Here is a 25477-nt window from a genome sequence, read left to right on the forward strand (position 1 = left end):
ACGGCAGAACCCTGGGGTTTTATTCCACGGTTTCCTCACTCGACCGCGGCGACGTCCAACTCGACCTCGCGGCGACCCGCCCGCGCACCCACGATCATGTCGACGGTCAGGATGAGCAGTGCCAGCCACACGATCCCGAACCCGACCCAGCGCTCCGGCGGCATCGCCTCGTGCAGCAGCGCGACGCCCACGATGAACTGGATGAACGGGGCGAAGTACTGGATGAAGCCCATGTACACGAGCGGCAACCGCCGGGACGCCGCCGCGAAGAAGAGCAGCGGCACAGCGGTGATTACTCCCGCGCTGGCCAGCAGAACGGTGTGCCACACGCTGATCGTCCCGAACGTGATCCCGACGGTCGCGCCGACGACGATCAGCTGGATGATCGCGACGGGTGTCAGCCACAGGGTCTCGAGCGTGAGGCCGGAGACCGCATCCACCGACCCGCCGACACGCTTCTTGATCAAGCCGTAGAAGCCGAACGAGAAGGCCAGGACGAGCGCGATCCAGGGCAGCGAGCCGTAGCCGATCGTGAGCACCACGACCGCCACGATGCTGACACCGACGGCCACCCACTGCGCCACCCGCAGCTTCTCCCGCTGCACGAGCACCCCGAGGAAGATCGTGACGATCGGGTTGATGAAGTAGCCGAGTGCCGCCTCGACGACATGGCCCGACACCGCGGCGAGAACGTATGTCTGCCAGTTGACGTAGATCAGCGCGCCGGCGATCCCCATCGTGAAGACCACGCGCTTGTTAGTGAGCAACGCGCCGAAGACCCGCCACTTGCGGGTGACCGTGATCAGGATGGCGCAGAACACCAGCGAGAACAGCACCCGCCAGGCGACGATCTCGAACGCGCTCGCGGGAACGAGCGACAGGAAGTAGATCGGGAGGATCCCCCAGAGCACATACGCCGAGATCGCGTAGATCAGACCTGAGCGACGGTGTTCGGAGAGTGGCTTCTCGACGGATGCGGTTGGCTCTGCTGCGCTCTGGGACACTCCAGAGATCATACGCTCGGGCACCGACGTCGCTGCGCTGTCGACGGATGCCGCCGCCGGGTACGCGAGAGGCCCGGGTGCGTGCGCATCCGGGCCTCTCGACGGAGTTCTGTGCTACCGCTGACTAGCGGACGACGACCGCGAGAACGTCGCGGGCCGACAGCACGAGGTAGGTGTCGCCGCTGAAGGTGACCTCGGTTCCGCCGTACTTGGAGTAGAGCACCTTGTCACCGACGACGACATCGAGCGGAACGCGGTTGCCGTTGTCGTCGATGCGGCCGGGGCCGACGGCGATGACTTCACCCTCCTGGGGCTTCTCCTTGGCGGTGTCGGGGATGACCAGACCAGAAGCAGTGGTCTGCTCAGCCTCGACCTGCTTGATAACGATGCGATCCTCGAGCGGCTTGATGGAGACCGACACGGTTGACCTCTTTCTCATGACTATGACTGGCTTATAACCAAGACTGGAGTTAGCACACTCGTGGTGAGAGTGCTAATGAGAGTTTAGAGGGTTCGTTAGCAGTCACGCAACGTGAGTGCCAAAGGGGTAGCGTGAAGCCATGGACCGGTCGGAACTCCTCGAGGTGCTGTCTCCCGAGGGGCTGAGGCTGCTCGACTCGCTGCCGCCGTACCACTCGGACCGCGACGTGCTTCGTATGGTCAGCGACCTGCGCAAGGCGGGTCATTCCGCAGGTCTGGTGGCGGCCGTTCTGACCCAGGCGAAGCTGCGCTCGAAGGCGCAGGCCAAGTTCGGCGAGTTCGGCGACCGGATGCTGTTCACCGACGCCGGATTGGAGCAGGCGACCCGTCTGCCGGTCGCTGCACGTCACGCCGGCCGCTTCGCCGCTGCAGGGCTCCACCGGGTGGCCGACCTCGGCTGCGGGATCGGCGGGGATGCGATGGCGATGGCCGCCCTGGAGCTCGACGTGCTCGCCGTCGAGGCCGACGAGGTCACCGCCGCGATCGCCAGCTACAACCTCGCGCCCTTCCCGAACGCCACCGTGGTCAACGAACTCGCCGAAAGGACCGACCTGCGCGGCATCGACGGTGTCTTCCTCGATCCGGCCCGCCGCACGCCCGGTCACGGCCAGACGACCCGGCTCACCGATCCCGACGACTATTCGCCGTCGCTCAACTTCGCGTTCGAACTCGCCACCGGCCTGTCGGTCGGCATCAAACTGGGACCGGGATTGGACCGCGACCTCATCCCGTCGACAGCAGAAGCTCAGTGGATCTCGGTCGACGGCCAGCTGGTGGAGATGGGGCTGTGGTTCGGGGCCCTCGCCCGCCCGGGCATCCGTCGCGCCGCGCTCGTGCTCGACGGCGACCGGTCGCACGAACTCGTAGCACCCGCAGACAGCGAAGACGTCGATGCCGGCCCGATGGGCGAGTACCTCTACGAACCTAACGGCGCCGTTATCCGGGCACGCCTGATCGGCGATCTCGCCCGTCTCATCGGCGCCAGGATGCTCAGCGACGGAATCGCGTACCTCACCGCGGACGAAGCCACCAGCACGCCGTTCGCCGCCGGTTTCCGCATCCTGGAGACCCTGCCGTACCAGGAGCGCGAACTCAAGCGTGCGCTGAAGGAGCGCGGGATCGGGACCCTCGAGATCAAGAAACGCGGCGTGGATGTGGATCCCGCCACGCTCCGCAAGCGCCTATCGTTGAGCGGCTCGCGTTCGGCGACGTTGGTGCTCACGCGCGTGGCGGGCAAGCACACCGCACTGCTCGTCGAGCGCCTGACCGCCTGATCGTCTGATCGCCTGATGCAGCGAAGCCGGGTCGCACTCGAGTGCGGCCCGGCTTCGGCGATCGGTCTGTGATCAGGCAGAGTCGGTTCAGTACGTGTACGTGCCGTAGCTGTGCGACGAGAACACGATCAGGGCGATGATCAGGAACGCCCAAGCGATCAGCGAGAAGGCGATGCTGACGAACCCGGTGATGATGCCGGTCAGCCAGAAGCCCTTGGCGGCCGGCTCCTTCTTCTTTCCGATGAAGCCGAGGATGACCGCGGCCACGCCAAAGGGGAAGCCGATGCCCCACACCCAGCCGAGCACGACGCCGATGATGCCGCCGACCATCGACAGGATGCTGAGGATGGGCGACTTGGCCGGCGGAGCATAGGGCTGCGCGTAGCCGGGAGCAGGCTGACCGTACGCGGGAGCGCCGTAGCCGGGCGCCGCGCCGTATGGCTGCTGCTGGCCGTACGGCTGCTGACCGTACGGCTGCTGGGGCTGCTGTCCGTAGCCCGGCTGCTGGCCGTAGCCCGGCTGCTGGCCGTAGCCCGGGGCGGTCGGCTGCTGCGGGTAACCGGGGGCAGGGGGCTGCTGGCCGTATGGAGCCGCCGGCGGGACCGGAGGCGCCGGCGGAGCGGCGGGGGCAGCGGGTTCGGCGGGTGCGGCCGGCGCCGCAGGCTCGGCCGCTGCGGGCTCGGAAGCTGCGGGCTCGGAAGCCGCGGGCTCGGAAGCCGCGGGAGTGTTCGGGTCCGCCGGATCGACGGGCGCATTCGGATCGGTCATGAGGCCAATCTCCTTCTGTCGAATTTCTGGTGTGGCGGTGCCATCGTGGCAGGCTCACCAGGGGGTGTCAACGAAGGCCGCCCCCGGTTGGCCACCCCTCCAGAGTATTGCTTCGGGCAGGCGAATACAGGGATTGCGGCCGATTGGGGACCTGGGTACGACCCGATGTCGCACCAGGGCATCCGTCAGCGGACGACCTGGATCTCGGTGACCGGGAGCGACGAATCGGCACCGAACGAGAGGGCGCTCGGCTCACGACCGGCCATGATCAGCTGAGCCCCGAGCGCGGCGATCATCGCGCCGTTGTCGGTGCACAGCGACAGGGCCGGGATGCGCAGTTCGACGCCCGCTGCGGCCGCCCGTTCTGCGGCCACCTCGCGCACACGGGCGTTTGCGACGACGCCGCCACCGAGCAGCAGCCGGGGAACGTCGAACTCCCGGCAGGCGGCCATCGCCTTCGTGAGCAGAACGTCCACCACGGCTTCGCGGAAGCTAGCTGCGACGTCGGCGACCGGAACGGGCTCGCCCGCATCCTGCCGCTGCTCGACCCAACGGGCGACCGCGGTCTTCAACCCGGAGAAAGAGAAGTCGTAGCGGTGCGCCTCGAGGTCTTTCGGCTTGGTCAGTCCGCGCGGGAAGCGGATCGCCTTCGGGTCGCCGCCGACGGCCACCCTGTCGATCTGCGGGCCCCCGGGATACGGCAGGCCCAGAACGCGCGCGACCTTGTCGAACGCCTCCCCCGCCGCGTCGTCGATCGTCTCGCCGAGCAGCACCACGTCGGAGACGAGATCGCGCACGAGCAGCAACGAGGTGTGGCCACCAGAGACGAGCAGGGCGATCGTCGGCAGTTCGACCGGATGCCCGGGGCCGCCCGACGCATCGAGAAGGTCGGCTCCGACGTGGCCGACCAGATGGTTCACCGCGTAGATCGGCTTGCCGAGCGACAAGGCGAGCGCCTTGGCCGCCCCGACGCCGACCATCAGCGCGCCGGAGAGTCCCGGGCCGCTGGTCACCGCGATCGCGTCGACGTCGGCGAGGTCGATTCCGGCGTCCGCGACGGCCGTGCGCAGCGCCGGCGTGAGTGCTTCGAGGTGGGCGCGCGCGGCGACCTCGGGCACGACCCCTCCGTAGCGGGCGTGCTCGTCCATCGACGACGCGATCGTGTTGGCGAGCAGGGTGGTGCCCCGCACGATGCCGATGCCGGTCTCATCGCAGGAGGTCTCGATGCCGAGCACGAGCGGGCCGGTCGAGGAGGGCGCTGTGCTGTTCATGCGACGGTGGTCTCCGGGGTGGGGACGACGAGACGCATCACGAGCGCGTCGACGCCGTCGGGCTGGTAGTAGCGCGGACGCACGCCGATCTCCTCGAAGCCGAGCTGGAGGTAGAGCGTCTGGGCTCCGGGATTGTCGGCGCGCACCTCGAGGAACACCTCGCGGGCGCCGCGTTTTCTTGCCTCGCCGATGAGAGCCAGCATCAGCGTGCGACCGAGGCCGTTCCGGCGGGCCGATGGCGCGACCGCGATTGTCTGGATATCGCCCTCGATCGCTCCGAGCGGGGCGAGGAGCCCGGCGTAGCCGTCGATGCGCTCAGGATGCTCGGGCTCGAACGCGACGAGGTAGTAGCCGTACTCGCCCGCGACCTCAGACCGCATCGACTTCTCCGACCAGGCGTCGGTCGTGAACGTCGAGCGTTCGAGCTCCATGATCGCCGTCACGTCGTCGAGCGTCGCCCGCCGCAGCTGCCAGGCGGTCACGCACTCACCCGCTTCGGACCGTTCGAGAGTGTCACGTCCGGCGAGCGCAGGTAGAGCGGCTCGTCGGCGGGGAACTTGCGGCCGTTCGCGTAGAGGAGTTCGGCGAGCATCCCGAGAGCACCGGCCGACACGACGGAGGCGTCGAACCGTTCGAGTGCGGGATGCGGCATGGCGTCGGGTTTGGCGAGGCCCGGACCGTCTTCGCGAATCGGCAGGCCGAGCTCGTCGACGCCGACGTAGGCGGACCAGTAGAGCTCGCGGCGTCGCGCATCCGTCACCACGAGCAGGCCGCCCTGATGGCCGTCGGCGTACCGCTCGAATGCGACGGCGTCGTGGCTGACGACCGGGACGAGCGGCTTTCCTGCGCCGAAGGCGAACGCCTTGGCCGCGGCGATGCCCACACGCAGCCCGGTGAACGGACCGGGGCCCATCCCCGCGACGACTCCCGAGAGGGCAGCGATCGGGATTCCGGATTCGCGCAGCACGGCCTCGATCAGCTGGCCGACCACCTCGGCGTGACGCATCGTGTCGGACTGGGAGCGCTCGGCCAGAATGCCGCCCTCCCTGTCGACGACGGCAATACTCGTGCCGGCTGAGGTGTCGATGGCGAGAAGCATGGTTCCAGCCTAGGCGAGCCAGCGCGGGCCGTAGCCGGTCACCGTCACCCGCCGGGGCTCGTCGGCGTCGAGGATCTCCTCGGCGCCCTCCTGCTCGATGTCGTCGTCTTCGCCGGGGTTGTCGTCGGCCGCGAGCGGCGGCTGCTCGGTGGCGCCTGTGGGCCGCGCGATGTCGATCTCGAGCCAGGACTCGGCGACGCCGTCGAGCATCCCGGAACCCCATTCGACCACGACGATCGAGGTGGCGAAGTCGATGTCGAGATCGTCGAGTTCGAGGGCGCTGCTCAACCGGTAGGCGTCGACGTGCACGAGTGGTGCACCGCCGATGAGGCTGGGATGCGTTCGGGCCAGCACGAACGTCGGGCTCGTCACCGGACCGCGCACCTGCAGGCCGTCACCGATTCCGCGGGTGAGGGTGGTCTTGCCCGCTCCCAGGGGACCGCTCAGCACGACGAGGTCGCCCGGCCGCAGGATCGCGGCGAGCTCGATGCCGAGCGTGTGCATATCGGCCGCGGCCGGAACGATCCGGGACGCGGGCGGCCAGAGGTATCCGGTCACGGTCGCCCCACGTATGTGCGGCGAACGCGGTGGCCGATGCGGGTCACGATCTCGTAGTTGATCGTTCCGGCTGCCTCCGCCCAGTCCTCTGCCGACGGCACGCCGGTCGCGGGATCGCCGAAGAGCACGACCTCGTCGCCGACCTGGACGGGGGTGTCGCCGACATCCACGACGAACTGGTCCATCGCGACCCGGCCGCTGATCCGGAAGCGCTGACCGCCGATCGTGACGGCCGCCTGGTTCGACGCGTGACGCGGGATGCCCTCGGCGTATCCGAGCGGAACCAGCGCCAGCGTCGTCGTGCCCTTGGTGCGGTACGTGTAGTCGTACGAGACACCCGTGCCCGCTGCGACCCGGCGCACCGCGGCGACACGGCCGCGGAGCGTCATGACCGGCTTGAGCCCGAGGTCGGCGCTCGTCGCATCGTCGAACGGTGAGAGACCGTAGATGCCGATGCCCAAGCGCACCAGGTTGAACCGGGCATCCGGGATGCGCAGAGCCGCCGCAGAGGCGGCCAGATGCCGCAGCTCAGGGCGGAGACCGGCAGCGGCGGCTGCGTCGAGTCCCCGCGTGAACGTCTCGATCGCGGCCGCGTCATCCTGCGGCGAAGCATTCGAGACGTGGCTGAAGACACCGCGCACGACGATGTCGCCTGCGCGCTCCAACTCGCGGGCCCGCGTGAACGCCGACGCCCAGTCGGGCTCGGAGATGCCGTTGCGGCTCAGGCCGGTCTCGAGCTTCAGCTGCACGAACGCCTGGCCGTGCAGGCGCCCCTGCGACAGCAGTTCCCGGCGTGCCGCACCAACCGCTTCGAGCTGCGACACGGAGCTCACACCGATGTCGACGCCCGCCTCGATCGCCGGCAGGAAATCGGCATCCGGATCGTGCAGCCAAGCGAGCAGCGGCGCATCGATGCCCGCGTCGCGGAGCTGCATCGCCTCCGTGAGATCGGCGACGCCGAGCCAGTCGGCGCCGCCGTCGAGTGCGGCACGAGCGCATTCGACCGCGCCGTGGCCGTAGGCGTTCGCCTTGACGACGGCCATCACGTGCTCGGTGCCCACCACCTCGCGCAGATGAGCGACATTGGCGGCGAGCGCCCCGAGATCTATGAGCGCTTCGCGGAAGACGGGCGAATCAGCCACGATCGTCCCGCTCGGTGATGACGAACGCCGTCGCGACTCCGGCGTCGTGGGTCATGGTGACGTGGATGTGGGTGATGCCGCGCTCACGCACATCCCGTTCGATCACGTTGTGCAGCACGAACGCCGGGTTGCGCTCGTCGTCGGGGACGATCTCCATGTCGTGCCAGCGCACGCCCTCGGATCCCCCCAGCGCCTTGATCAGTGCTTCTTTGGCGGCGAAACGAGCGGCGAGCGAGTGCACCGGCAGCCCGCGCTCGGACTCGGTGAACAGGCGCTCACGCAGCGCGGGCGTGCGCTCGATCGAGAGAGTGAACCTCTCCAGATCGACGACGTCGACCCCGATGCCCGCGATCATCGTTCGCTCGGCTACTCGACCGTGACCGACTTGGCCAGGTTGCGCGGCTGGTCGACATCGAGGCCCTTGGCCGCCGAGAGCTCCATTGCGAAGATCTGCAGCGGCACGACCGCGAGCAACGGCTCGAAGAGCGGCTCGGCGAGCGGGATGCGGATGACCTCGTCGGCGAACGGCAGAACCGCCGCGTCCCCGGCCTCGGCGATGGCGATCACACGGGCACCGCGGGCGCGGATCTCCTGGATGTTCGACACGACCTTCTTGTGCATCTCGTCGGACCAGCGGGGGCTGGGCACGACGACGAACACGGGCTGGCCGGGCTCGATCAGTGCGATCGGGCCGTGCTTGAGCTCACCCGCCGCGAATCCCTCGGCGTGGATGTACGCGAGCTCCTTGAGCTTGAGCGCACCCTCGAGGGCGATCGGGTAACCGACGTTGCGACCGAGGAAGAGCACGGCGCGCGAGTCGGACATCCACCGCGCGAGCTGCGCGATGGTGTCGTGCGATTCGAGAACGGTCGCGATCTTCGCGGGGACCGCGAGGAGCTCCTCGATCGCATCGCGCTGAGCCGCGTCCGCGAGCGTGCCTCGCACCCGTGCGAGATGCAGCCCGAACAGATAGAGAGCCGTGATCTGAGCCACGAACGCCTTGGTCGACGCCACGGCGACCTCGGGACCCGCGTGGGTGTAGAGGGCCGCATCCGACTCGCGCGGGATCGTCGCGCCCTGGGTGTTGCAGATCGAGATGGTCTTGGCACCGGCGTCGCGGGCGTACTTGACGGCCATGAGGGTGTCCATCGTCTCGCCCGACTGGCTGATCGAGAGAACCAGGGTGCGCTCGCTGATCACCGGCTCGCGGTAGCGGAACTCGTGGCTCAGCTCGACGGTGACCGGAACACGCGCCCACTTCTCGATGGCGTAGCTGCCGACCATGCCGGCGTACGAAGCCGTGCCGCAGGCGATGATCGTGATGCGGTCGATCTCCGCGAGCAGCTCGTCGCCGATGGCCTCGAGTTCCGGGATGTGCACGGCACCGTCGACGATGCGCCCGCGCAGGGTGTTCGCCACAGCATCCGGCTCCTCGGCGATCTCCTTCGCCATGAACGACGACCAGCCGCCCTTTTCAGCGGCGGACGCATCCCAGGCCACCTCGAAAGGCTCGACCTCGACGACGTCGCCGGCGAAGTCCGTGACGGTGACGGAGTCGGGCGTGATCGTGACGATCTGGTCCTGCCCGATCGCCATCGCGTTCCTGGTGTGCTCGACGAACGCGGCCACGTCGGAGCCGAGGAAGTTCTCGCCCTCGCCGAGGCCGATCACGAGCGGCGAGTTGCGGCGGGCGCCCACGACGACGTGGGGCGCATCCTGATGCAGAGCGAGGAGGGTGAACGCACCCTCGAGCCGGGAGACGACGTTTCGGAAGGCGGTGTTGAGGTCGCCGGTTGCGCGGTACTCGCGGCCGAGCAGCACGGCCGCGACCTCGGTGTCGGTCTCGGACTCGAAGGCGAAGCCTTCGGCGAGGAGCTCGTTCTTCAGCGAGGAGAAGTTCTCGATGATGCCGTTGTGGATGACGGCGAGGCGACCCTCGTCGCCGAGGTGCGGATGCGCGTTGCGGTCGGTCGGTCCGCCGTGCGTCGCCCAGCGGGTGTGGCCGATGCCCGTTCCGCCGTTCGGGATCGGGTTGCTCTCGAGGTCGCCGGTCAGGGCGGAGAGCTTGCCGGCCTTCTTGGCCGTGTTCAGGGTGCCGTCGGGCGCGATGACCGCGATTCCCGCGGAGTCGTATCCGCGGTACTCCAGACGCTTCAGGCCGCCCAGGAGTACCTCGAGGCTCTTATCCGTACCGACGTACCCGACGATTCCACACATGCAGCCGATTTTAGCCTGGGCCGACACCCTAGACTTGACGCCTATGGCGGAGCACGGCGCAGCACAAGGCGGATCCACAGGCAACGGCGACTCGTCCCCCTTCGTGGAACTGTCCCGCGCAGACTGGGCCGAGCTGGCGCAGAGCACCCGCCTCCCCCTCCTCGAGACCGAGATCGTGCAACTGAGGGGGCTGGGCGACCCGCTCGACATGCGCGAGGTCGAGGAGGTCTACCTGCCGCTCAGCAGGCTGCTCAACCTCTACGTCGGCGGCGCGAAGCAGCTTCACCGCGTCACCAGCCAGTTCCTCGGTGAGCGGGCGGCGAGCACGCCCTTCGTGATCGGCGTCGCGGGATCCGTCGCCGTCGGCAAGTCGACGATCGCGCGCCTGCTGCGCGAACTGCTCTCGCGGTGGGATGACACGCCTCGCGTGGAACTGGTCACCACCGACGGCTTCCTGCTGCCCAACGCCGAGCTCGCGCGCCGCGGGCTGATGGAGCGCAAGGGCTTTCCCGAGTCTTACGACCGGCGGTCCCTGCTGCGCTTCGTCACCGCGGTCAAGAGCGGCGCACCCGAAGTGCGCGCGCCTTTCTACTCGCACCTGAGCTACGACATCGTTCCTGACGCCGAGATCGTCGTCCGGCGTCCGGATGTGCTGATCGTCGAAGGCCTCAACGTGCTGCAGCCGGCTGGTGGCGGAAATCGGCTCGCGGTGAGCGACCTGTTCGACTTCAGCGTGTACGTGGATGCGCGCACCCGCGACATCGCCCGCTGGTACGAGGAGCGCTTCCTCAAGCTGCAGCGCGGCGCTTTCGCAAACCCGCGCTCGTACTTCCACCGTTTTGCTGAACTCACCGAGGAGCAGGCGCGCGAACGGGCGGCGGGCATCTGGGCCGCCATCAACGAGCCCAACCTCACCCAGAACATCCGGCCCACCCGCTCCCGGGCCAAGCTGGTGCTGCGCAAGGACGCCGATCACACGGTGAGCTCGGTCCTCCTGCGCAAGCTGTGACGCTGGCTCTCATACCTGCCTGGGGCCGTTAAGCCACATGCATTCAAGCCCTGGTCCGTTCGACCAGGGTGCCGTAGTCATGAGGTATGCCCGAAACCCGCTCCCGTGCTGCCGAGCTCTTCGGCGCACGTGTGCGTGAAGCCAGACTCGCCCTCGGCCTGAGCCAGGAGGACATTGCGCACCTCGCCGATATGCACGTCACCAACTACGGCCGCGTCGAGCGCGGCGAGGCGAACTCGGAGCTGCACACGATCGTCCGGTTGGCCACCGCGCTGAACGTCGACCCGGCGACTCTCGTCGCCGGCCTGTACGGCGCCGAGATGCTGCCCGAGCGCACACACGCGTACTCGGTCGCCGACTTCCTCGCAGCCAAGAAGGCCGCCGGCAAGAAGTAGCCGGCGTACCCGGCTAGAAGCCGAGACGCTCACGCACGACGTCGGCCAGCTCGTTGGAGAGCCGCTCGGCGGTCTGCTGATCCGCAGCCTCGACCATGACCCGCACCAGCGGCTCGGTTCCGGATGGCCGCAGCAGCACGCGCCCCGAGTCGCCGAGGGCGGCCGACGCGGACTCGACCGCGGCCTGCAGCACCTCGTCGGTGTGCACCGCGTGGTGGTCGACGTTCTTCACGTTCACCATGAACTGCGGGTACACGGTCATCGCCTGCGCCAGCTCCGCGAGCGACTTGTGCTGGCGGGCCATCTCGCTGAGCAGGTGCAGGCCGGTCAGGATGCCGTCGCCGGTCGTCGCGAAGTCGCGCATGATCACGTGGCCGGACTGCTCGCCACCGAGCGAGAAGTCGTGCTCGTTCATCTCCTCGAGCACATACCGGTCGCCGACGGCGGTCTCGACGACACGGATGCCGTTGTCACGCATCGCGAGCTTCAGACCAAGGTTGCTCATCACGGTGGCGACGAGAGTGTTCTCGCGGAGCTTGCCGCGGTCCTTCATGCCGAGCGCGAGGATCGCCATGATCTGGTCGCCGTCGACGATGTTGCCGTTCGCGTCGATGGCGAGGCAGCGGTCGGCGTCGCCGTCGTGGGCGATGCCGACGTCCGCTCCGGCTTCGAGCACGGCCCTGGCCAGGTTGTCGAGGTGCGTCGAACCGACACCGTCGTTGATGTTCATGCCGTCGGGGGCGTCGCCGATGACGGTGACGCGGGCGCCCGCATCCGTGAACACCTCGGGCGAGACGCCGGCAGCGGCGCCGTGGGCGCAGTCGAGCACGACATGGATGCCGTCGAGGCGGTGCGGCAGGCTCGCGAGCAGGTGGACCACGTAGCGGTCTTCCGCATCTGCGAAGCGACGGATGCGCCCGACCGCTGCGCCGGTGGGCGCGAGCTTCTCGAGACCCAGGTGCTCCTCGATGCGGTCTTCGACCACATCCGGAAGCTTGGTGCCGCCACGGGCGAAGATCTTGATGCCGTTGTCGGGCGCGGGGTTGTGCGATGCGGACACCATCACGCCGAAGTCGGCGTCGATGTCGGCGATCAGGAACGCCGCTGCGGGGGTCGGGATGACGCCGGCATCGAGCACGTCGATGCCCGAGGAGGCGAGGCCGGCCGCGACGGCGGCAGAAATGAACTCGCCCGAGACGCGGGGGTCACGGGCGACGATGGCCACCGGTCGCTTGCCGGCGGCACGCCGCGCCTCGGCGCTGCGGCCTTGCGTCAGAACAGCAGCAGCTGACTGAGCAAGGCCGAGCGCGAGGTCGGCGGTGAGTGAACCGTTGGCGAGTCCGCGGACTCCGTCGGTTCCGAAGAGGCGTGGCATGAACCGAAGCCTAAGCGTTCGCGACGCTTAGCGCTTGGAGAACTGCGACGCCTTGCGGGCCTTCTTGAGACCGGCCTTCTTACGCTCGATGACGCGCGCGTCGCGAGTGAGGAAGCCCGCCTTCTTGAGGGTGGCACGGTTGTTCTCGCGGTCGATCTCGTTCAGCGCGCGAGCGATCGCCAGACGCAGAGCGCCGGCCTGGCCCGAGGGGCCGCCGCCGGTGATCTTGGCGATGACGTCGTAGCCGCCGATGAGGTCGAGGACCTTGAACGGGTCGGTGATGAGCTGCTGGTGCAGCTTGTTGGGGAAGTAGTCGGCGAACACACGGCCGTTGACCGTGATGGTGCCGGAGCCCGGAACGAGCCGCGCGCGGGCGATGGCCTGCTTGCGACGGCCGACGGCCGCACCGGGAACGGTGAGGACGGGACGATGAGCCTGGGGGGCCTCGCTGGCCGGGGTCTCGGTCGAGTAGGACTCGACGTTGTCGGCCTGGGCCGACTCGATGCTGTCTGCGATCTTCGCCACGATGGTGGTAATCCTTGTCTCTTCTAAGTCAGAAAGGTCTGCTGGCGCGCTACTGCGCGACCTGGCCGAGGGTGTACGGCTTCGGCTGCTGGGCGGCGTGCGGGTGCTCGTTGCCCGTGTAGACCTTCAGCTTGCGGAGCTGGGCGCGGCCGATCGAGTTCTTGGGGAGCATTCCGCGAACAGCCTTCTCCACAGCGCGGATCGGGTTCTTCTCGAGAAGCTCGGCGTAGGTGACGGCCGACAGTCCACCCGGGTAACCCGAGTGGCGGTAAGCCTTCTTCTGCAGGAGCTTGGCGCCGGTGAGGGCAACGTTCTCCGCGTTGATGATGATGACGAAGTCGCCGCTGTCCATGTGCGGGGCGAACGTCGGCTTGTGCTTTCCACGCAGGAGAGCGGCGGTGTGGCTGGCAAGACGGCCGAGCACGACATCGGTCGCGTCGATGACGACCCAGTCACGCTGGATCTCGTCTGCCTTCGGGGTGTAAGTGCGCGTCACAGTAGTGGCTGCTTTCTGTATCGAACGGAGGTGTTCGTGAATCCCACTCCAGGGCGGTTCTCATCTCGATGAGACGGGAACCGAACGTTCGGAGGGCTCACGTTCGTGTGTCATGCCGCCAAGGCACGGACACCAAAGATCAATAGTACGGGATGCGCCACCACACGGCAAACCGGTGCGCCCCGGCCCGATGCACTGAACACCCTCACACGTTCCTGAACGGTTTGACAGCCGGACCGCATCCGTTCGCATCCCGTCCAGCCACCGGCAACACCGCGTACCTAGCGTGCGGACATGCGCACCTCTCCCCGTGTCGTCGCGGTCATCCCCGCGCGCTCCGGCTCGAAGGGCATCCCCGGCAAGAACCTCGCGCTCGTCGCGGGTCGCAGCCTGATCGCCCGAGCGGTCGACGCCGCCGGCGAAGCGTCCTCGGTGGATGCGGTGTACGTGAGCACCGACGGCGACTTGATCGCAGCAGCCGCTCGCGACGCCGGAGGGGAAGTCATCGCTCGGCCGGCGCAGATCTCTGACGACAGCGCATCCTCCGAAGCCGCGCTGCTGCACGCACTCGAGACGTTGGCGGCCGAGGGTGTTCGGCCGGATGTGCTCCTTTTCATTCAGGCGACCTCTCCGTTCATCGATCCCGCAGCGCTCGACGCCGCCGTCGACCGCGTGCTCTCCGGCTCAGCGGATGTCGTGCTCGCGGCCACAGCATCGCACGCGTTCCTCTGGCGCATCGACGAGAGCGGCGCGGCCGTCGCGGTCAACCACGACGCCGCCACGCGGCCACGGCGCCAGGACCGGGAGCCCGAGTACCGCGAGACGGGCGCGTTCTACGCCATGCGCGCCAACGGATTCCGTGAGGCGGGTCACCGCTTCTTCGGCCGCGTCGAGCTCGCCGTGGTGCCGGAGCGCGGAGCGATCGACATCGACGACCCCGCCGACCTTCTCGCCGCGGAGGCCGCCGCGAGGCTCATCGAGCGAGTCCCGACGATCGAGGTCGACGCCCTCGTCACCGACTTCGACGGCGTACACACCGACGACCGCGCAACAGTGACCACCGAGGGCGCCGAGTCCGTCGTCGTGAACCGCCGCGACGGGATGGGCGTGCGGCTCCTCCGCGAAGCCGGCGTTCCCGTGCTCATCCTCTCCACCGAGACGAATGCGGTCGTCGCCACGCGCGCCGCAAAGCTGCGCGTCCCCGTCCTGCATGGCGTCGACGACAAGGCGACCACGCTGCGCACCTGGGCGGAAGAGGCCGGCATCGGACTCGACCGCATCGCCTACCTCGGCAACGACATCAACGACCTCGGCGTGCTCGGCATCGTCGGCTGGCCGATCGCGGTGGCGGACGCGCATCCGGATGTGCTCGCCGCCTCCCGGCACGTGCTCAGCCGGGCGGGCGGAGACGGCGCGGTGCGCGAACTGGCAGACCTCATCCTCACCCAACGGAACGGAGCATCATGACGGTGGACATCGGACGCTCGACGATCGGCGGCGGTAACCCCGCGTACCTGATCGGCGAGATCGGGCTCAACCACAACGGCGACGTCGACATCGCCAAGCGCCTCATCGACGTCGCGGCCGACGCTGGCGCGCAGGCGGTCAAGTTCCAGAAGCGCACACCGGCCATCTCCACCCCCGAGCACATGAAATCCGTGCCGCGCAGCACGCCCTGGGGCGAGATGACCTACCTCGAGTACCGCTATCGGGTCGAGTTCGACCGCGACCAGTACATCGAGATCGGCGACTACGCGACGATGCGCGGTCTCGACTGGTTCGCATCCCCGTGGGATGAGCCATCGGTCGAGTTCCTCGAAGACTTGAACGTCGTCGCGTACAAGATCGCGTCAGCGTCCGTAACCGACCTCGGACTGCTCGGCGCCGTCGCCGCCACAGGCAAGCCCGTCATCCTCTCCACCGGCATGTCCACCCTGGAGCAGATCGATCGCGCCGTCGACGCGCTCGGCACCGAGCGGCTCGTCATCCTGCACGCGACCTCGACGTACCCACTGCCTGCCGAAGAGGCAAACCTCCGGATGATCGGCACCTTGATGCAGCGCTACCCCGGCATTCCCGTCGGATACTCCGGCCACGAGCCCGGATTGCAGATCTCGCTCGCAGCCGTCGCGCTCGGCGCTGCCGCGGTCGAGCGCCACATCACCCTCGACCGCACGATGTGGGGATCGGACCACGCCGCCTCCCTCGAACCGCAGGGCCTCACTCACCTGGTGCGCGACATCCGCATCATCGAGACGGCACTCGGCGACGGCGTGAAGCGGATCTTCCCCGGCGAGCTCGCTCCGCTGTCGAAGCTCAGGCGGGTGGGAGCCTGACAGTGCCACGGCGGGTCCTGGGGATCGTCGACACCGATTCCTTCGCCAAATGGGGGCGCATCTCCTCTCGGCCTCGCCGGCGGAGTGGGAGCTCGATGTCGTGACCGTGGCCACGCCCGTCTCGGCGAGCCGTGCCCAGCTTTCGTCGGCCTTCCGCGGAGTCGACGTGAGACTGGCACCGCTGGTGGATGCTCCGCCGACCGTCAGCAGCGTCGATGACGTGGTCGAGCGCATCCGTCTCGATCCTCCGGATGCCGTGCTGGTCGCCACCCTCGGACCGGTCGCCGAGCTGCTGATCGACGAGATCCACCGCCGCGTGTCACCCCGCCCCGTGCTCATCACCGGCCTCCCCGGCATCTCGTACCCGGCAAAATGGAAGGGCCTCTTCCTGCGCGCCCGCGCCGACCTCTTCGTGCTCCACAGCAGGCGCGAGGTGCGCGAGTACACGGCCCTTGCCGAAGACGGCGGGGTAGTCCCCCACTACGGCCTCGCAACGTTGCCGTTCGTCGGCGGCGAGCGCGATCGGGCGCAGACGGACGCGCTACGCGCCCACACTGCGCCCGTCCGCGACAGCGTCGTCTTCGCCGCACAGCCGAGCGTTCCTTCGTCCCGCGAGGACCGGGAGCGGATCGTCGGATGGCTCGCGGCCACCGCTGTCGCGCATCCTGAGTGGCGGATCGTCATCAAGACCCGAGCGGTACGCGGCGAAAAGCAGACCCACCACGAGACGTACCCGTACGCCGAGCTGCTCCCTCCTGATGCACCGCCGAATCTCGTCGTTCTGACCGGCCCGATGAGCGCGCATCTCGACCGTGCGCTCGCACTCGTGACGGTGAGTTCGACGGCCGTGATCGAGGCGATCGGTCGCGGCCTCCCCTGCCTGGTGTTCACCGACTTCGGGGTCTCGCGCAGCATGATCAACGAGGTGTTCGTCGGCAGCGGCCTGGAAGGCTCCGCAGCCGATCTGATTGCCGGTCGCTTTCGCACGGTCGACGCCGGGTGGCTCGACGACAACTACTTCCACCCCGCGTCGTCGAACGACTGGGCGGCGCGAGCGGCCGGGCTCATGGATCTGCGCGACCACGACGAACTCCCCCGCCGGGCCGCCGTGCGCCGAAACCGCGGCGGAGCGCTCAGGCGCGCCTGGGAGCGCAAGATCGCACTTGGGGCAAACGACCGCAGCGGACTAGGCGCCATCGCGCTCGCCATCGGCACCCCGATCCGTGGCACGAAACGCCTCGTGCGCCGTCTGACGCGTTCCCTCCGCAGGGCGGAACCGTCTACGCCCCAGGGCTGATCGGCGGTGACCGCAGGCAGCGCGCTCAGAGCGTGCGCGTCGCCCGCGTCTGCGCTGCGCGGATCGCCAGGCCGACGTCGTCGGGGTAGCCCACCTGCATCAGCGTCAGCCCGCGCGCCGGCATCACCCGGAACGCGTTGGTGCGCTCACGTCCGTCGCGCAGGGTGACGAGATCCTCGACACGGAGTTTGCCTTCGCCGACCGTGACACAGGCGCCGACCAGTGCGCGCACCATACTGTGGCAGAACGCGTCGGCCCTCACCTCGGCGATGAGAACGCCGTCCGCGTCACGGCGCCAGCCGAAGCCGAGCAGCGTGCGGATCGTCGTGGCACCCTCCCGCGGCTTGCAGTAGCTGGCGAAGTCGTGCAGCCCGAGCAGGCTCACGGCTGCCGCATCCATCGACTCCAGATCGAGCTCGGTCGGCAGCCACGCGGTGCGATGGCGCTGGAGCGGGTCCCGCAGCGACAGGGTGTCCGCGACTCGATACTCGTACCGGCGCCAGAAAGCGGAGAAGCGCGCGTCGAAGCCCTCCGGCGCTTGCGACGCCGACGTCACGATCAGGTCGGGAACGGGACCCAGGATGCCGTTGACCCGGCGGGCGAGCGCCGCAGCCGCATCCGTCACCACGCTCTTGCCACGGGGCTTGAGCAGCATCGCTACCTGAGCGTCGGTCAAGTCGACGTGCGCGACCTGGCCGACAGCGTGAACCCCGGCATCGGTTCGTCCGGCCACGGTAAGGGTCGGAGACGGGCCGTACCGGCGGAAGATCGTGGCGAGTGCCGACCCCAGTTCGCCCTGCACGGTTCGCTGACCCGGCTGCATCGCCCAGCCATTGAAATCGGTGCCCTGGTAAGCGATGTCGAGCCTGAATCGGGTCGTCACCTCGGTCGTCACGCAGACAATTCTAGGCAGACCACCGACCTGTCAGGGGCCGTTGTTATGGTGGAGGGTCTTTTCCCGCGAGCCCCGATTCTCTATGACTGTCACGACAACTCCTCCGCGCCTGAGCATCCCGCTCACCGTCGACCCCGCTGTGGTCTCCGCGCGCCCGCACGGCGTTCGGCACTATGCCGGGCTCGACGGCCTCCGGGCGCTCGCGGTCGGCGCAGTGCTGGTGTACCACCTGTTCCCCGGCGTGCTGCCCGGCGGTTTCATCGGGGTCGACATTTTCTTCGTGATCAGCGGTTTTCTCATCACGAGCCTGCTGATGCGCGAGCGCAGCACCACCGGCCGCATCGATCTCAAACTCTTCTGGGTACGCCGTGCGCGCCGACTGATGCCTGCCATCGCCCTGCTGGTGGTGGTGTGCTCGACGGCTGCGCTGGCGGTCGGCGGGGATGTGCTGGTCGGCCTGGGCAGGCAGGTGCTGGGCGCAGCGACATTCAGCGCCAACTGGCTCTCGATCGCGGCCGACAGCAGCTACTTCAACAATGACGCACCAGAGCTGTTCAAGCATCTGTGGTCGCTCGCCGTCGAAGAGCAGTTCTACCTTGTCTGGCCGCTCGTGATCCTGCTCCTCGCTCTCGTGCGCGCGTGGTGGGTGAGGCTCGCCATCGTGAGCGCAGTAGCTGTGGCATCCGCGGTCGCGATGTTCGCGCTGTACACACCCGGCGATGACCCGACCCGGGTGTACTTCGGTTCGGACACGCACAGCTTCGGCTTAGCTGCCGGAGCTGCGCTCGCCATCATCGTCAGCCGCCTGCGTCCGCTCGACCTCGACGCGGGAGAGAGCGCACTGCAGGTCTTCGCGCGGCGCTGGCTGCCCGCCCTGGGCATCCTGTCCCTCGCGGGCCTGGCTGTCTCGGCCTGGGCGATGCACGACGACGCGACATTCACGTATCGCGGCGGACTCGTGCTCGTCAGCGTCGCCACCGCCGTTCTGATCTTCGCCGCCGTGATCCCCGGTGCGACGTTCGGCCGGATGCTCGACATCCGCCCGCTGCGCTACCTCGGTGTGCGCTCCTACGGGCTCTACCTCTGGCACTGGCCGATCTTCGTGCTCGCGTGCGCTCTCGTTCCCGACGAGCACGACCCATCCACCTCCGTGGTCATCGGCCTCGGCTCCCTCGCCATCGCGGTCGCCGCCACGTTGCTCTCGTACCGGTGGGTCGAAACGCCGATCCGTCGACACGGGATCCTCGGCGTGCTTCGTCACGCCCGTCTCCGGATGCGCGCCTCCGGCTCGGCCCGCGCCGCCGGCATCGCTGCGACGACCGTCGCCGTGCTCCTCGTGGCGGGGACCGTCGCCGCCATCGCTGTCGCGCCCGCCGCGACCGGCGCGCAGGCATTCATCGAGCGCGGGAAGGCCTCGCTTGGGCAGGCGGCGCCGAACCAGTCCGCGCCGATCCACGGTGAGCCGCCTGTGCATCCTCGGGATCTCCGCATGCCGCCCGACCCGCATCCCGTCGCCACCGGACCGGACATCTCCGCCTTCGGCGATTCCGTGATGCTGGCCGCGGCACCCGCCCTGCAGGAGAAGCTGCCGGGTATCTCGATCGACGCCGTCGTGTCGCGACAGATGAACAAGGCGCCGGGCCTCGTGGACGCGGCCCGGGCATCCGGAACCCTACGCAAGGTCGTGCTGATCGGGCTGGGCACCAACGGCGCGATCTCGGCGGACACGCTCGAGGGGCTGCTGCAGGTCATCGGACCCGATCGCCATCTGATCCTCGTCAGCACCCAGGCTCCCCGGCCGTGGACGGACGGCGTGAACGCCACGCTGCGTGATTTCGCGACGGCGCATCCCACCCGAGTGACGCTCTCCGACTGGCGGGACGCGATCGCTCCGCACCTCGACCTGCTCGCTTCCGACCAGATCCACCCCGGTGCTCGCGGCGGCGCCATCTATGCGGATGCACTGCACCAGGCCCTGATGAAGCTCGCTCAGCAGTCGTCGGTGCGCGTCGCCAACGCGTGGGACCAGGCCGGACCTCGCCCGCAATAGTCGCTCAGAATTCGCGGATCAGGCAGGTCTCCGAGTTGGTCTGAACGAAGCCCATCCTCGTGTACAGCCCGAGTGCTCCTGACGGGTTCTCGGCGTCCACGTCGAGCGTGACTTTCTCCCAGCCGAGATCGGCACACGCTTGCAGGCAGCGACCGAGCAATGCTGGGGCGATCTTCCTGCCTCGCCAGGCCCGGGTCGTGCCGACCATGCCGATGTACGCACCGGTGAAGCCCTGACTCTCCCAATCGTCCTCGTTGACCTGGCAGAGCACGAAACCGACGACCTCCTCGCCCTCCTCCCCGTCCGCGACGGCGAGGAAGGAGACGTCCGGAAGAAAAGTGCCTTCGAGCCACGCGGTCCATTGCTCGTCGCTCAACGGCTGGCTGGCCCAGTGGTCGCGGAACGAGTCCGTGCGCGCTGCAAGAGTCGCCTCCGACAGCTCGGGCGTATACGGGACGATCCGGATGCCCTCGGCGGGCTCGACGACCGGTATCGGCTCGCGCAGATCGCGTTCCAAAGCCACGAAGTACCGGGCCACCTTGAACCCGGCACGCTTGAACAGCTGCTCGGTCTGCGGAGCACGCTCGTCGGCGTAGGCGAGGATCCACGCCGGCAGCGCCTTCTCGGAGGCGGCGAGCTTCTGCTGGGCCCGGGTCTGTCCCCACGCCAGCAGCTCCCGGCCGATGCCCTGGCCGCGGAGATCCGGATGCACGCCCCCGTTCAGGAACGCGCGCACGAGTGTCTCCTGCAGCGGCGGCACGACCACGAGGAGCGCCGCGACCAGGCGGCCGTCCTCGGTGAAGCCGGCCAGCGAATCCGTCGACAGGTCGACGAACGAGTAGCCCATGTCCTCCGCTACCTCTTCGCGGGTCGCGAGATAGTTCGGGTGATCGGCACGATCGGCGGCTTGAAGGAGCTCGGTGGCGACGTCGACGTCATCCATCGTGAGCGGCCGCCAGACGGCGATCAAATGATGCTCGGGCAGGTACGTCGGCGGAGCCTGCATCCGTTCGCGCACGGGCTTGAGTGTGTCGATCTCGTCGGACATGGTTCCACCCTAGAGAGTCGCCGGCCGCGAGCGGGAGCATGCGGGAAAGCGAAAGACCCCGCATCCGAAACCGGATGCGGGGTCTGTCGTGAACCTGCGAGAGGGCTAGGCCTTCTCGGCCTCGGCCTCGGCGGTGGTCTCCTCAGACGCGCTGGCGTCGTCGGTGGCCGACTCGACGACCTCGGCCTCAGCGGCCTCGGTCTCCACGGTTGCGGTCTCGTCAGCTGCGGTCTCCTCGGCTGCGGTCTCTTCGACCGGCGCCTCTTCGACCGGCGCGGCGGCCGGAGCAGCCTTCGCCGACTTCTTGGTCGACTTCACCTTCGGGGTGACGGGCTCGAGAACGAGCTCGATCTGCACCATCGAGGCGTTGTCGCCCTTGCGGAAGCCCAGCTTGGTGATGCGGGTGTAACCGCCCTCACGCTCGGCGACGAGCGGCGCGATCTCGGTGAAGAGCTCGTGCACAACACCCTTGTCGTGGATGACGGTGAGCACGCGACGACGGGCGTGCAGGTCGCCGCGCTTGGCGAACGTGATGAGACGCTCGGCCAGCGGACGAAGGCGCTTCGCCTTGGTCTCGGTCGTCTTGATGCTCTTGTGCGTGAACAGCGCGGCCGCCAGGTTGGCGAGCATCAGGCGCTCGTGCGCGGGACCGCCTCCGAGGCGGGGGCCCTTGGTGGGCTTAGGCATGATCGGTTATCTCCAGTGTTGAAAGTCGAAAGGTTGTCGAGAAGACAAGCCTCAGATGTTGGTCTCGTCTTCTTCGTAGCCGCTGTAGAAGTGGGCGCCGTCGAAGCCGGGCACCGAATCCTTGAGCGACAGGCCCATCTCGGTGAGCTTGTCCTTGACCTCGTCCACCGACTTCTGACCGAAGTTGCGGATGTTCATGAGCTGCGTCTCCGAGAGGGAGACGAGCTCGCTCACGGTGTTGATGCCCTCACGCTTGAGGCAGTTGTACGAACGGACCGAGAGGTCGAGGTCTTCGATCGGCATCGACAGCTCGGAGCTGAGAACGGCGTCGACCGGCGCGGGGCCGATCTCGATGCCCTCGGCGGCGGTGTTCAGCTCGCGGGCGAGGCCGAACAGCTCGGTCAGGGTGCGACCGGCCGAAGCGATGGCGTCGCGCGGGCTGATCGCCGGCTTGGTCTCGACGTCGACCACCAGGCGGTCGAAGTCGGTGCGCTCACCGGCACGAGTGGCCTCGACACGGTAGGTGACCTTGAGAACGGGCGAGTAGATCGAGTCGATCGGGATCTGGCCCGCCTCGCTGTACTCGTTGCGGTTCTGGGTGGCCGACACGTAACCGCGGCCACGCTCGATGGTCAGCTCGACCTCGAACTTCGCCTTCTCGTTCAGGGTGGCGATCACGAGCTCGGGGTTGTGGATCTCCACACCCGCCGGAGCCGAGATGTCGGCTGCGGTGACCTGGCCGGAGCCGGTCTTGCGCAGGTAGGCGGTGATCGGCTCGTCGTGCTCGCTCGAGACCACGAGACCCTTGATGTTCAGGATGATCTCGGTGACGTCTTCCTTGACACCCGGGACGGTGCTGAACTCGTGCAGAACACCGTCGATGCGGATGCTCGTCACGGCAGCGCCGGGGATCGAGGAGAGGAGGGTACGACGAAGCGAGTTGCCCAGGGTGTAACCGAAGCCCGGCTCGAGGGGCTCGATCACGAACCGCGAGCGGAACTCGGAAATGTTCTCTTCGGCGAGCGTAGGACGCTGTGCAATGAGCACTGTTTATTCCTTTCGGCTAAGTGTCCGCTATATGACACTTGCGTGAGTTAGGTATTGAGTTGTCGCGCATGATCGGCGACGACCGCTGTGCGGCCGCCGCCGATAGCGGCGGAAGAGAACTTACTTAGACGCGGCGACGCTTGGGCGGGCGGCAACCGTTGTGCGCCTGCGGGGTCACGTCGTTGATCGAACCGACCTCGAGACCGGCGGCCTGCAGCGAACGGATCGCCGTCTCGCGACCCGAGCCCGGGCCCTTCACGAAGACGTCGACCTTCTTCATGCCGTGCTCCTGCGCCTGACGCGCGGCCGACTCGGCGGCGAGCTGTGCGGCGAACGGGGTCGACTTGCGCGAACCCTTGAAGCCGACGCCACCCGAGGATGCCCAGCTGATGACCGCACCGGTGGTGTCGGTGATCGAAACGATGGTGTTGTTGAACGTCGACTTGATGTGGGCCTGGCCCACGGCGATGTTCTTCTTCTCTTTCTTACGCGGCTTGCGAACGGCCGACTTGGGTGCTGCCATGATTTCTCCTGAATCCTAAAGGCGAGGCTGCTGGCGGAGGCCTAGCGAGCCTTCTTCTTGCCGGCCACGGTGCGCTTCGGGCCCTTGCGGGTGCGAGCGTTGGTCTTGGTGCGCTGTCCGCGGACGGGGAGGCCCTTGCGGTGGCGGATACCCTCGTAGCTGCCGATCTCGACCTTGCGGCGGATGTCGGCGGCGACCTCGCGGCGGAGGTCACCTTCAACCTTGAAGTTGCCTTCGATGTAGTCGCGGAGAGCGACGAGCTGGTCGTCGGACAGATCCTTGACGCGGATGTTGCCGTCGATCGAGGTGTCGGCGAGGGTCTTCAGAGCCCGGGTGCGGCCGACGCCGTAGATGTAAGTGAGTGCGACCTCCACGCGCTTTTCGCGCGGGATGTCAACGCCTGCTAGACGTGCCATTGTGGCTTTCTCCTGTGAGTGAGTGGAGGTGTGGGGCGACTCCGGTGCTCCGGCCTCCAACCGGGGGTGTCCCCTGCAATGCAGGTTCTGGAGTCGCTGTCTGTGCGTATTGAGTTGTGTCGATCTTGAGTTGCTGGACTGCGATCAGCCCTGGCGCTGCTTGTGGCGCGGGTTCTCGCAGATGACCATGACCCGTCCGTTGCGACGGATGACCTTGCACTTGTCGCAGATCTTCTTGACGGAAGGCTTGACCTTCATAGTTGTTTCTTTACCTTTGTTCGCTGTCCTCGTACCTCGCCAGGGGCTACCCGGTGGCGCGGCCGTTACTTACAGCAGCCTTTACTTGTAGCGGTAGACGATCCGGCCGCGGGTCAGGTCGTAGGGGCTCAGCTCTACGATCACCCGGTCCTCGGGGAGGATCCGGATGTAGTGCTGACGCATCTTGCCGGAGATGTGGGCAAGAACCTTGTGGCCGTTCGTCAGCTCGACGCGGAACATCGCGTTGGGCAGCGCTTCGACAACAGATCCTTCGATCTCGATGACACCGTCTTTTTTGGCCATAGCCTCACTGTCGCTAAAAGTATTGTTTGCTGGTCGTGCGTTGATATGGTGACGGCACGCAAAAACGCGCCCAAGACACCAAGGATCAATCTTAGGTGATTCTGCGGCGTTTCGCCAATCGGAGTGTATGATTCCGCGGCCAGCCGGCGCGCGTTCGCCTCGAGCGCAGAGCTACGCGATCGGCGTCGGCGTGATGCCGAAGGGCGCGAGCCCTGCTGCGCCGCCGTCCGTGGCGGTCAGCACCCAGATTCCGTCCTTGTGCACGGCGATGCTGTGCTCCCAGTGCGCGGCGGCCTTGCCGTCTTCCGTGGCGACGGTCCAGCCGTCGTCCTTGACGTATGTGTCCGGTCCGCCGAGCACGACCATCGGCTCGATCGCGACGACGAGCCCGGGCTTCACCTCGGGGCCCTTGGCGCGCACGCGGTAGTTGAAGACCGGCGGCTCCTCGTGCATCCGTCGACCGATCCCGTGGCCGATGTAATCGGTCAGGATGCCGTACTCGCCCTGGGAGAGGATGTAGTCCTCGATCGCCTCCCCCACCTCGTTCAGGTGGTTGGCCGATGCGAGCCGGGCGATGCCCTGCCAGAGCGACTGCTCGGTGACGTCGGAGAGCTTCTGCCGTTCCGCGACGACCTCGGGCCGGGTCGGATCGGGCAGCACGAAGCTGCGTGCAGCATCCCCGTTCCAGCCGTCGAGGATCGCCCCGCTGTCGATCGAGACGATGTCACCGGGCTGCAGGATGCGCCCGCCCGGGATGCCGTGCACGACTTCGTCGTTCACCGACGAGCAGATCGTGTGGTGGTAACCCTGCTCGAGCTTGAAGTTGGAGGATCCGCCCGCAGCCAGGATCGCCTGCTCGGCGATCGTGTCGAGCTCGAGCGTCGACATGCCGGCCGCGACCGCACTCTGCACGGCGTCGAGCGATGCCGCGGTCGCGAGACCGGGCGCCACCATCAGCCTCAGCTGTGCGGGCGACTTGTAGAGCGAACGCTTGAAGACCAAGG

General features: G+C 67.7%; 29 protein-coding genes. 7 read left to right on the plus strand and 22 right to left on the minus strand.

Annotated features, from left to right (window positions below; all coding sequences use genetic code 11):
- Window positions 1-35: 35 nt before the first annotated feature.
- Complete coding sequence (rarD, locus tag ACQ86A_RS16815) at window positions 36-1016, minus strand: EamA family transporter RarD (RefSeq protein ID WP_431280473.1); 981 nt, start codon at window positions 1014-1016, stop codon at window positions 36-38.
- Between the two features lie 112 nt (window positions 1017-1128).
- Entirely contained in the window at window positions 1129-1425 is a 297-nt protein-coding gene (groES, locus tag ACQ86A_RS16820) for a co-chaperone GroES (protein WP_431280474.1), read from the minus strand.
- A gap of 139 nt (window positions 1426-1564) precedes the next feature.
- On the opposite strand from groES, the gene ACQ86A_RS16825 reads away from it, so the two are divergent.
- Window positions 1565-2758: a THUMP-like domain-containing protein gene (locus ACQ86A_RS16825; RefSeq protein ID WP_431278090.1), complete on the plus strand. Its 1194-nt coding sequence runs from the start codon at window positions 1565-1567 to the stop codon at window positions 2756-2758.
- A gap of 87 nt (window positions 2759-2845) precedes the next feature.
- Here the strand turns inward: ACQ86A_RS16825 and ACQ86A_RS16830 are convergent, their stop codons facing one another.
- From ACQ86A_RS16830 to glmS, 8 genes are all read right to left on the minus strand, one after another.
- A complete protein-coding gene (locus ACQ86A_RS16830; RefSeq protein WP_431278091.1) occupies window positions 2846-3526 on the minus strand; it encodes a DUF4190 domain-containing protein in 681 nt (226 codons plus the stop codon).
- Window positions 3527-3711: 185 nt separating this feature from the next.
- A complete protein-coding gene (gene tsaD, locus ACQ86A_RS16835) occupies window positions 3712-4797 on the minus strand; it encodes a tRNA (adenosine(37)-N6)-threonylcarbamoyltransferase complex transferase subunit TsaD (RefSeq protein ID WP_431278092.1) in 1086 nt (361 codons plus the stop codon).
- Window positions 4794-5279, minus strand: coding sequence for a ribosomal protein S18-alanine N-acetyltransferase (rimI, locus tag ACQ86A_RS16840; protein WP_431278093.1), 486 nt, complete (start codon window positions 5277-5279; stop codon window positions 4794-4796). Before rimI ends, tsaD begins: the two co-directional genes overlap by 4 nt.
- Complete coding sequence (gene tsaB, locus ACQ86A_RS16845; protein WP_431278094.1) at window positions 5276-5896, minus strand: tRNA (adenosine(37)-N6)-threonylcarbamoyltransferase complex dimerization subunit type 1 TsaB; 621 nt, start codon at window positions 5894-5896, stop codon at window positions 5276-5278. Before tsaB ends, rimI begins: the two co-directional genes overlap by 4 nt.
- 9 nt (window positions 5897-5905) lie before the next feature.
- Complete coding sequence (tsaE, locus tag ACQ86A_RS16850) at window positions 5906-6400, minus strand: tRNA (adenosine(37)-N6)-threonylcarbamoyltransferase complex ATPase subunit type 1 TsaE (RefSeq protein WP_431280475.1); 495 nt, start codon at window positions 6398-6400, stop codon at window positions 5906-5908.
- A gap of 50 nt (window positions 6401-6450) precedes the next feature.
- Window positions 6451-7599, minus strand: coding sequence for an alanine racemase (gene alr / locus ACQ86A_RS16855; protein WP_431280476.1), 1149 nt, complete (start codon window positions 7597-7599; stop codon window positions 6451-6453).
- Complete coding sequence (locus tag ACQ86A_RS16860; protein ID WP_431278095.1) at window positions 7589-7951, minus strand: holo-ACP synthase; 363 nt, start codon at window positions 7949-7951, stop codon at window positions 7589-7591. The genes alr and ACQ86A_RS16860 overlap by 11 nt, the downstream gene beginning before the upstream one ends.
- Window positions 7952-7962: 11 nt before the next feature.
- Window positions 7963-9813: a glutamine--fructose-6-phosphate transaminase (isomerizing) gene (glmS, locus tag ACQ86A_RS16865; RefSeq protein ID WP_431278096.1), complete on the minus strand. Its 1851-nt coding sequence runs from the start codon at window positions 9811-9813 to the stop codon at window positions 7963-7965.
- A gap of 43 nt (window positions 9814-9856) precedes the next feature.
- Between glmS and coaA the strand changes: the two genes are divergently transcribed.
- Window positions 9857-10822 carry a type I pantothenate kinase gene (gene coaA / locus ACQ86A_RS16870; protein WP_431278097.1) on the plus strand — a complete coding sequence of 322 codons (966 nt, stop codon included), beginning with the start codon at window positions 9857-9859 and terminating at the stop codon, window positions 10820-10822.
- 86 nt (window positions 10823-10908) lie between these two features.
- On the plus strand, window positions 10909-11217 hold the full coding sequence (locus ACQ86A_RS16875) for a helix-turn-helix domain-containing protein (RefSeq protein ID WP_431278098.1): 309 nt from the start codon (window positions 10909-10911) through the stop codon (window positions 11215-11217).
- 13 nt (window positions 11218-11230) lie between these two features.
- On the opposite strand, the gene glmM is transcribed toward ACQ86A_RS16875, so the two are convergent.
- Genes glmM through rplM form a run of 3 tightly spaced genes read right to left on the minus strand, consistent with a single transcriptional unit; the run spans window position 11231 to window position 13613 of the window.
- Window positions 11231-12592: a phosphoglucosamine mutase gene (gene glmM / locus ACQ86A_RS16880; protein WP_431278099.1), complete on the minus strand. Its 1362-nt coding sequence runs from the start codon at window positions 12590-12592 to the stop codon at window positions 11231-11233.
- A gap of 27 nt (window positions 12593-12619) precedes the next feature.
- Window positions 12620-13117 (minus strand): 30S ribosomal protein S9, encoded by a 498-nt coding sequence (gene rpsI, locus ACQ86A_RS16885; RefSeq protein ID WP_431278100.1) that lies wholly within the window; start codon window positions 13115-13117, stop codon window positions 12620-12622.
- A 49-nt stretch (window positions 13118-13166) separates the two neighbouring features.
- Window positions 13167-13613, minus strand: coding sequence for a 50S ribosomal protein L13 (gene rplM / locus ACQ86A_RS16890; RefSeq protein ID WP_431278101.1), 447 nt, complete (start codon window positions 13611-13613; stop codon window positions 13167-13169).
- Window positions 13614-13907: 294 nt separating this feature from the next.
- On the opposite strand from rplM, the gene ACQ86A_RS16895 reads away from it, so the two are divergent.
- From ACQ86A_RS16895 to ACQ86A_RS16905, 3 genes are read left to right on the plus strand one after another with little or no spacing between them, the layout of a single operon-like run.
- Window positions 13908-15080 carry a cytidylyltransferase domain-containing protein gene (locus ACQ86A_RS16895; RefSeq protein WP_431278102.1) on the plus strand — a complete coding sequence of 391 codons (1173 nt, stop codon included), beginning with the start codon at window positions 13908-13910 and terminating at the stop codon, window positions 15078-15080.
- On the plus strand, window positions 15077-15949 hold the full coding sequence (locus tag ACQ86A_RS16900; protein WP_431278103.1) for an N-acetylneuraminate synthase family protein: 873 nt from the start codon (window positions 15077-15079) through the stop codon (window positions 15947-15949). The genes ACQ86A_RS16895 and ACQ86A_RS16900 overlap by 4 nt, the downstream gene beginning before the upstream one ends.
- Before the next feature lie 49 nt (window positions 15950-15998).
- Entirely contained in the window at window positions 15999-17246 is a 1248-nt protein-coding gene (locus ACQ86A_RS16905; RefSeq protein WP_431278104.1) for a DUF6716 putative glycosyltransferase, read from the plus strand.
- A 25-nt stretch (window positions 17247-17271) separates the two neighbouring features.
- On the opposite strand, the gene ACQ86A_RS16910 is transcribed toward ACQ86A_RS16905, so the two are convergent.
- Window positions 17272-18069 carry a tRNA pseudouridine synthase A gene (locus tag ACQ86A_RS16910; RefSeq protein WP_431280477.1) on the minus strand — a complete coding sequence of 266 codons (798 nt, stop codon included), beginning with the start codon at window positions 18067-18069 and terminating at the stop codon, window positions 17272-17274.
- A gap of 154 nt (window positions 18070-18223) precedes the next feature.
- On the opposite strand from ACQ86A_RS16910, the gene ACQ86A_RS16915 reads away from it, so the two are divergent.
- The gene (locus ACQ86A_RS16915) at window positions 18224-20191 is read left to right on the plus strand and encodes an acyltransferase family protein (RefSeq protein ID WP_431278105.1); all 1968 of its coding nucleotides are present in this window, start codon (window positions 18224-18226) and stop codon (window positions 20189-20191) included.
- Window positions 20192-20195: 4 nt separating this feature from the next.
- On the opposite strand, the gene ACQ86A_RS16920 is transcribed toward ACQ86A_RS16915, so the two are convergent.
- The 8 genes from ACQ86A_RS16920 to map all read right to left on the minus strand — a co-directional run bounded on the left by ACQ86A_RS16920 (window position 20196) and on the right by map (window position 25475).
- Window positions 20196-21239, minus strand: a complete 1044-nt coding sequence (locus tag ACQ86A_RS16920; RefSeq protein WP_431278106.1) for a GNAT family N-acetyltransferase — start codon at window positions 21237-21239, stop codon at window positions 20196-20198.
- Between the two features lie 105 nt (window positions 21240-21344).
- A complete protein-coding gene (gene rplQ, locus ACQ86A_RS16925) occupies window positions 21345-21926 on the minus strand; it encodes a 50S ribosomal protein L17 (RefSeq protein ID WP_431278107.1) in 582 nt (193 codons plus the stop codon).
- Between the two features lie 51 nt (window positions 21927-21977).
- Window positions 21978-22973, minus strand: coding sequence for a DNA-directed RNA polymerase subunit alpha (locus tag ACQ86A_RS16930; protein WP_431278108.1), 996 nt, complete (start codon window positions 22971-22973; stop codon window positions 21978-21980).
- 124 nt (window positions 22974-23097) lie between these two features.
- Entirely contained in the window at window positions 23098-23496 is a 399-nt protein-coding gene (gene rpsK / locus ACQ86A_RS16935) for a 30S ribosomal protein S11 (RefSeq protein WP_055821293.1), read from the minus strand.
- Window positions 23497-23537: 41 nt separating this feature from the next.
- Entirely contained in the window at window positions 23538-23912 is a 375-nt protein-coding gene (rpsM, locus tag ACQ86A_RS16940) for a 30S ribosomal protein S13 (protein ID WP_387061967.1), read from the minus strand.
- A 144-nt stretch (window positions 23913-24056) separates the two neighbouring features.
- The gene (rpmJ, locus tag ACQ86A_RS16945) at window positions 24057-24170 is read right to left on the minus strand and encodes a 50S ribosomal protein L36 (protein ID WP_021759549.1); all 114 of its coding nucleotides are present in this window, start codon (window positions 24168-24170) and stop codon (window positions 24057-24059) included.
- An 81-nt stretch (window positions 24171-24251) separates the two neighbouring features.
- On the minus strand, window positions 24252-24473 hold the full coding sequence (infA, locus tag ACQ86A_RS16950) for a translation initiation factor IF-1 (protein ID WP_021759551.1): 222 nt from the start codon (window positions 24471-24473) through the stop codon (window positions 24252-24254).
- A gap of 171 nt (window positions 24474-24644) precedes the next feature.
- Complete coding sequence (gene map, locus ACQ86A_RS16955; protein ID WP_431278109.1) at window positions 24645-25475, minus strand: type I methionyl aminopeptidase; 831 nt, start codon at window positions 25473-25475, stop codon at window positions 24645-24647.
- Between the last annotated feature and the right edge of the window lie 2 nt (window positions 25476-25477).

Origin of the sequence: Leifsonia poae (genome assembly GCF_050632195.1) — a bacterium.
GTDB classification, from domain to species: domain Bacteria; phylum Actinomycetota; class Actinomycetes; order Actinomycetales; family Microbacteriaceae; genus Leifsonia; species Leifsonia poae_C.

What these genes read in the sequence shown, in the direction of transcription:
- rarD (WP_431280473.1), bottom strand. Translation starts at nt 1,016, where the DNA reads ATGATCTCTGGAGTGTCCCAGAGCGCAGCAGAGCCAACCGCATCCGTC.
- ACQ86A_RS16825 (WP_431278090.1), top strand. Translation starts at nt 1,565, where the DNA reads ATGGACCGGTCGGAACTCCTCGAGGTGCTGTCTCCCGAGGGGCTGAGG.
- ACQ86A_RS16830 (WP_431278091.1), bottom strand. Translation starts at nt 3,526, where the DNA reads ATGACCGATCCGAATGCGCCCGTCGATCCGGCGGACCCGAACACTCCC.
- tsaD (WP_431278092.1), bottom strand. Translation starts at nt 4,797, where the DNA reads ATGAACAGCACAGCGCCCTCCTCGACCGGCCCGCTCGTGCTCGGCATC.
- tsaB (WP_431278094.1), bottom strand. Translation starts at nt 5,896, where the DNA reads ATGCTTCTCGCCATCGACACCTCAGCCGGCACGAGTATTGCCGTCGTC.
- tsaE (WP_431280475.1), bottom strand. Translation starts at nt 6,400, where the DNA reads ATGCACACGCTCGGCATCGAGCTCGCCGCGATCCTGCGGCCGGGCGAC.
- ACQ86A_RS16860 (WP_431278095.1), bottom strand. Translation starts at nt 7,951, where the DNA reads ATGATCGCGGGCATCGGGGTCGACGTCGTCGATCTGGAGAGGTTCACT.
- glmS (WP_431278096.1), bottom strand. Translation starts at nt 9,813, where the DNA reads ATGTGTGGAATCGTCGGGTACGTCGGTACGGATAAGAGCCTCGAGGTA.
- coaA (WP_431278097.1), top strand. Translation starts at nt 9,857, where the DNA reads ATGGCGGAGCACGGCGCAGCACAAGGCGGATCCACAGGCAACGGCGAC.
- ACQ86A_RS16875 (WP_431278098.1), top strand. Translation starts at nt 10,909, where the DNA reads ATGCCCGAAACCCGCTCCCGTGCTGCCGAGCTCTTCGGCGCACGTGTG.
- glmM (WP_431278099.1), bottom strand. Translation starts at nt 12,592, where the DNA reads ATGCCACGCCTCTTCGGAACCGACGGAGTCCGCGGACTCGCCAACGGT.
- ACQ86A_RS16895 (WP_431278102.1), top strand. Translation starts at nt 13,908, where the DNA reads ATGCGCACCTCTCCCCGTGTCGTCGCGGTCATCCCCGCGCGCTCCGGC.
- ACQ86A_RS16900 (WP_431278103.1), top strand. Translation starts at nt 15,077, where the DNA reads ATGACGGTGGACATCGGACGCTCGACGATCGGCGGCGGTAACCCCGCG.
- ACQ86A_RS16905 (WP_431278104.1), top strand. Translation starts at nt 15,999, where the DNA reads ATGGGGGCGCATCTCCTCTCGGCCTCGCCGGCGGAGTGGGAGCTCGAT.
- ACQ86A_RS16910 (WP_431280477.1), bottom strand. Translation starts at nt 18,069, where the DNA reads ATGCAGCCGGGTCAGCGAACCGTGCAGGGCGAACTGGGGTCGGCACTC.
- ACQ86A_RS16915 (WP_431278105.1), top strand. Translation starts at nt 18,224, where the DNA reads ATGACTGTCACGACAACTCCTCCGCGCCTGAGCATCCCGCTCACCGTC.
- ACQ86A_RS16920 (WP_431278106.1), bottom strand. Translation starts at nt 21,239, where the DNA reads ATGTCCGACGAGATCGACACACTCAAGCCCGTGCGCGAACGGATGCAG.
- rplQ (WP_431278107.1), bottom strand. Translation starts at nt 21,926, where the DNA reads ATGCCTAAGCCCACCAAGGGCCCCCGCCTCGGAGGCGGTCCCGCGCAC.
- rpsK (WP_055821293.1), bottom strand. Translation starts at nt 23,496, where the DNA reads ATGGCAGCACCCAAGTCGGCCGTTCGCAAGCCGCGTAAGAAAGAGAAG.
- rpsM (WP_387061967.1), bottom strand. Translation starts at nt 23,912, where the DNA reads ATGGCACGTCTAGCAGGCGTTGACATCCCGCGCGAAAAGCGCGTGGAG.
- rpmJ (WP_021759549.1), bottom strand. Translation starts at nt 24,170, where the DNA reads ATGAAGGTCAAGCCTTCCGTCAAGAAGATCTGCGACAAGTGCAAGGTC.
- infA (WP_021759551.1), bottom strand. Translation starts at nt 24,473, where the DNA reads ATGGCCAAAAAAGACGGTGTCATCGAGATCGAAGGATCTGTTGTCGAA.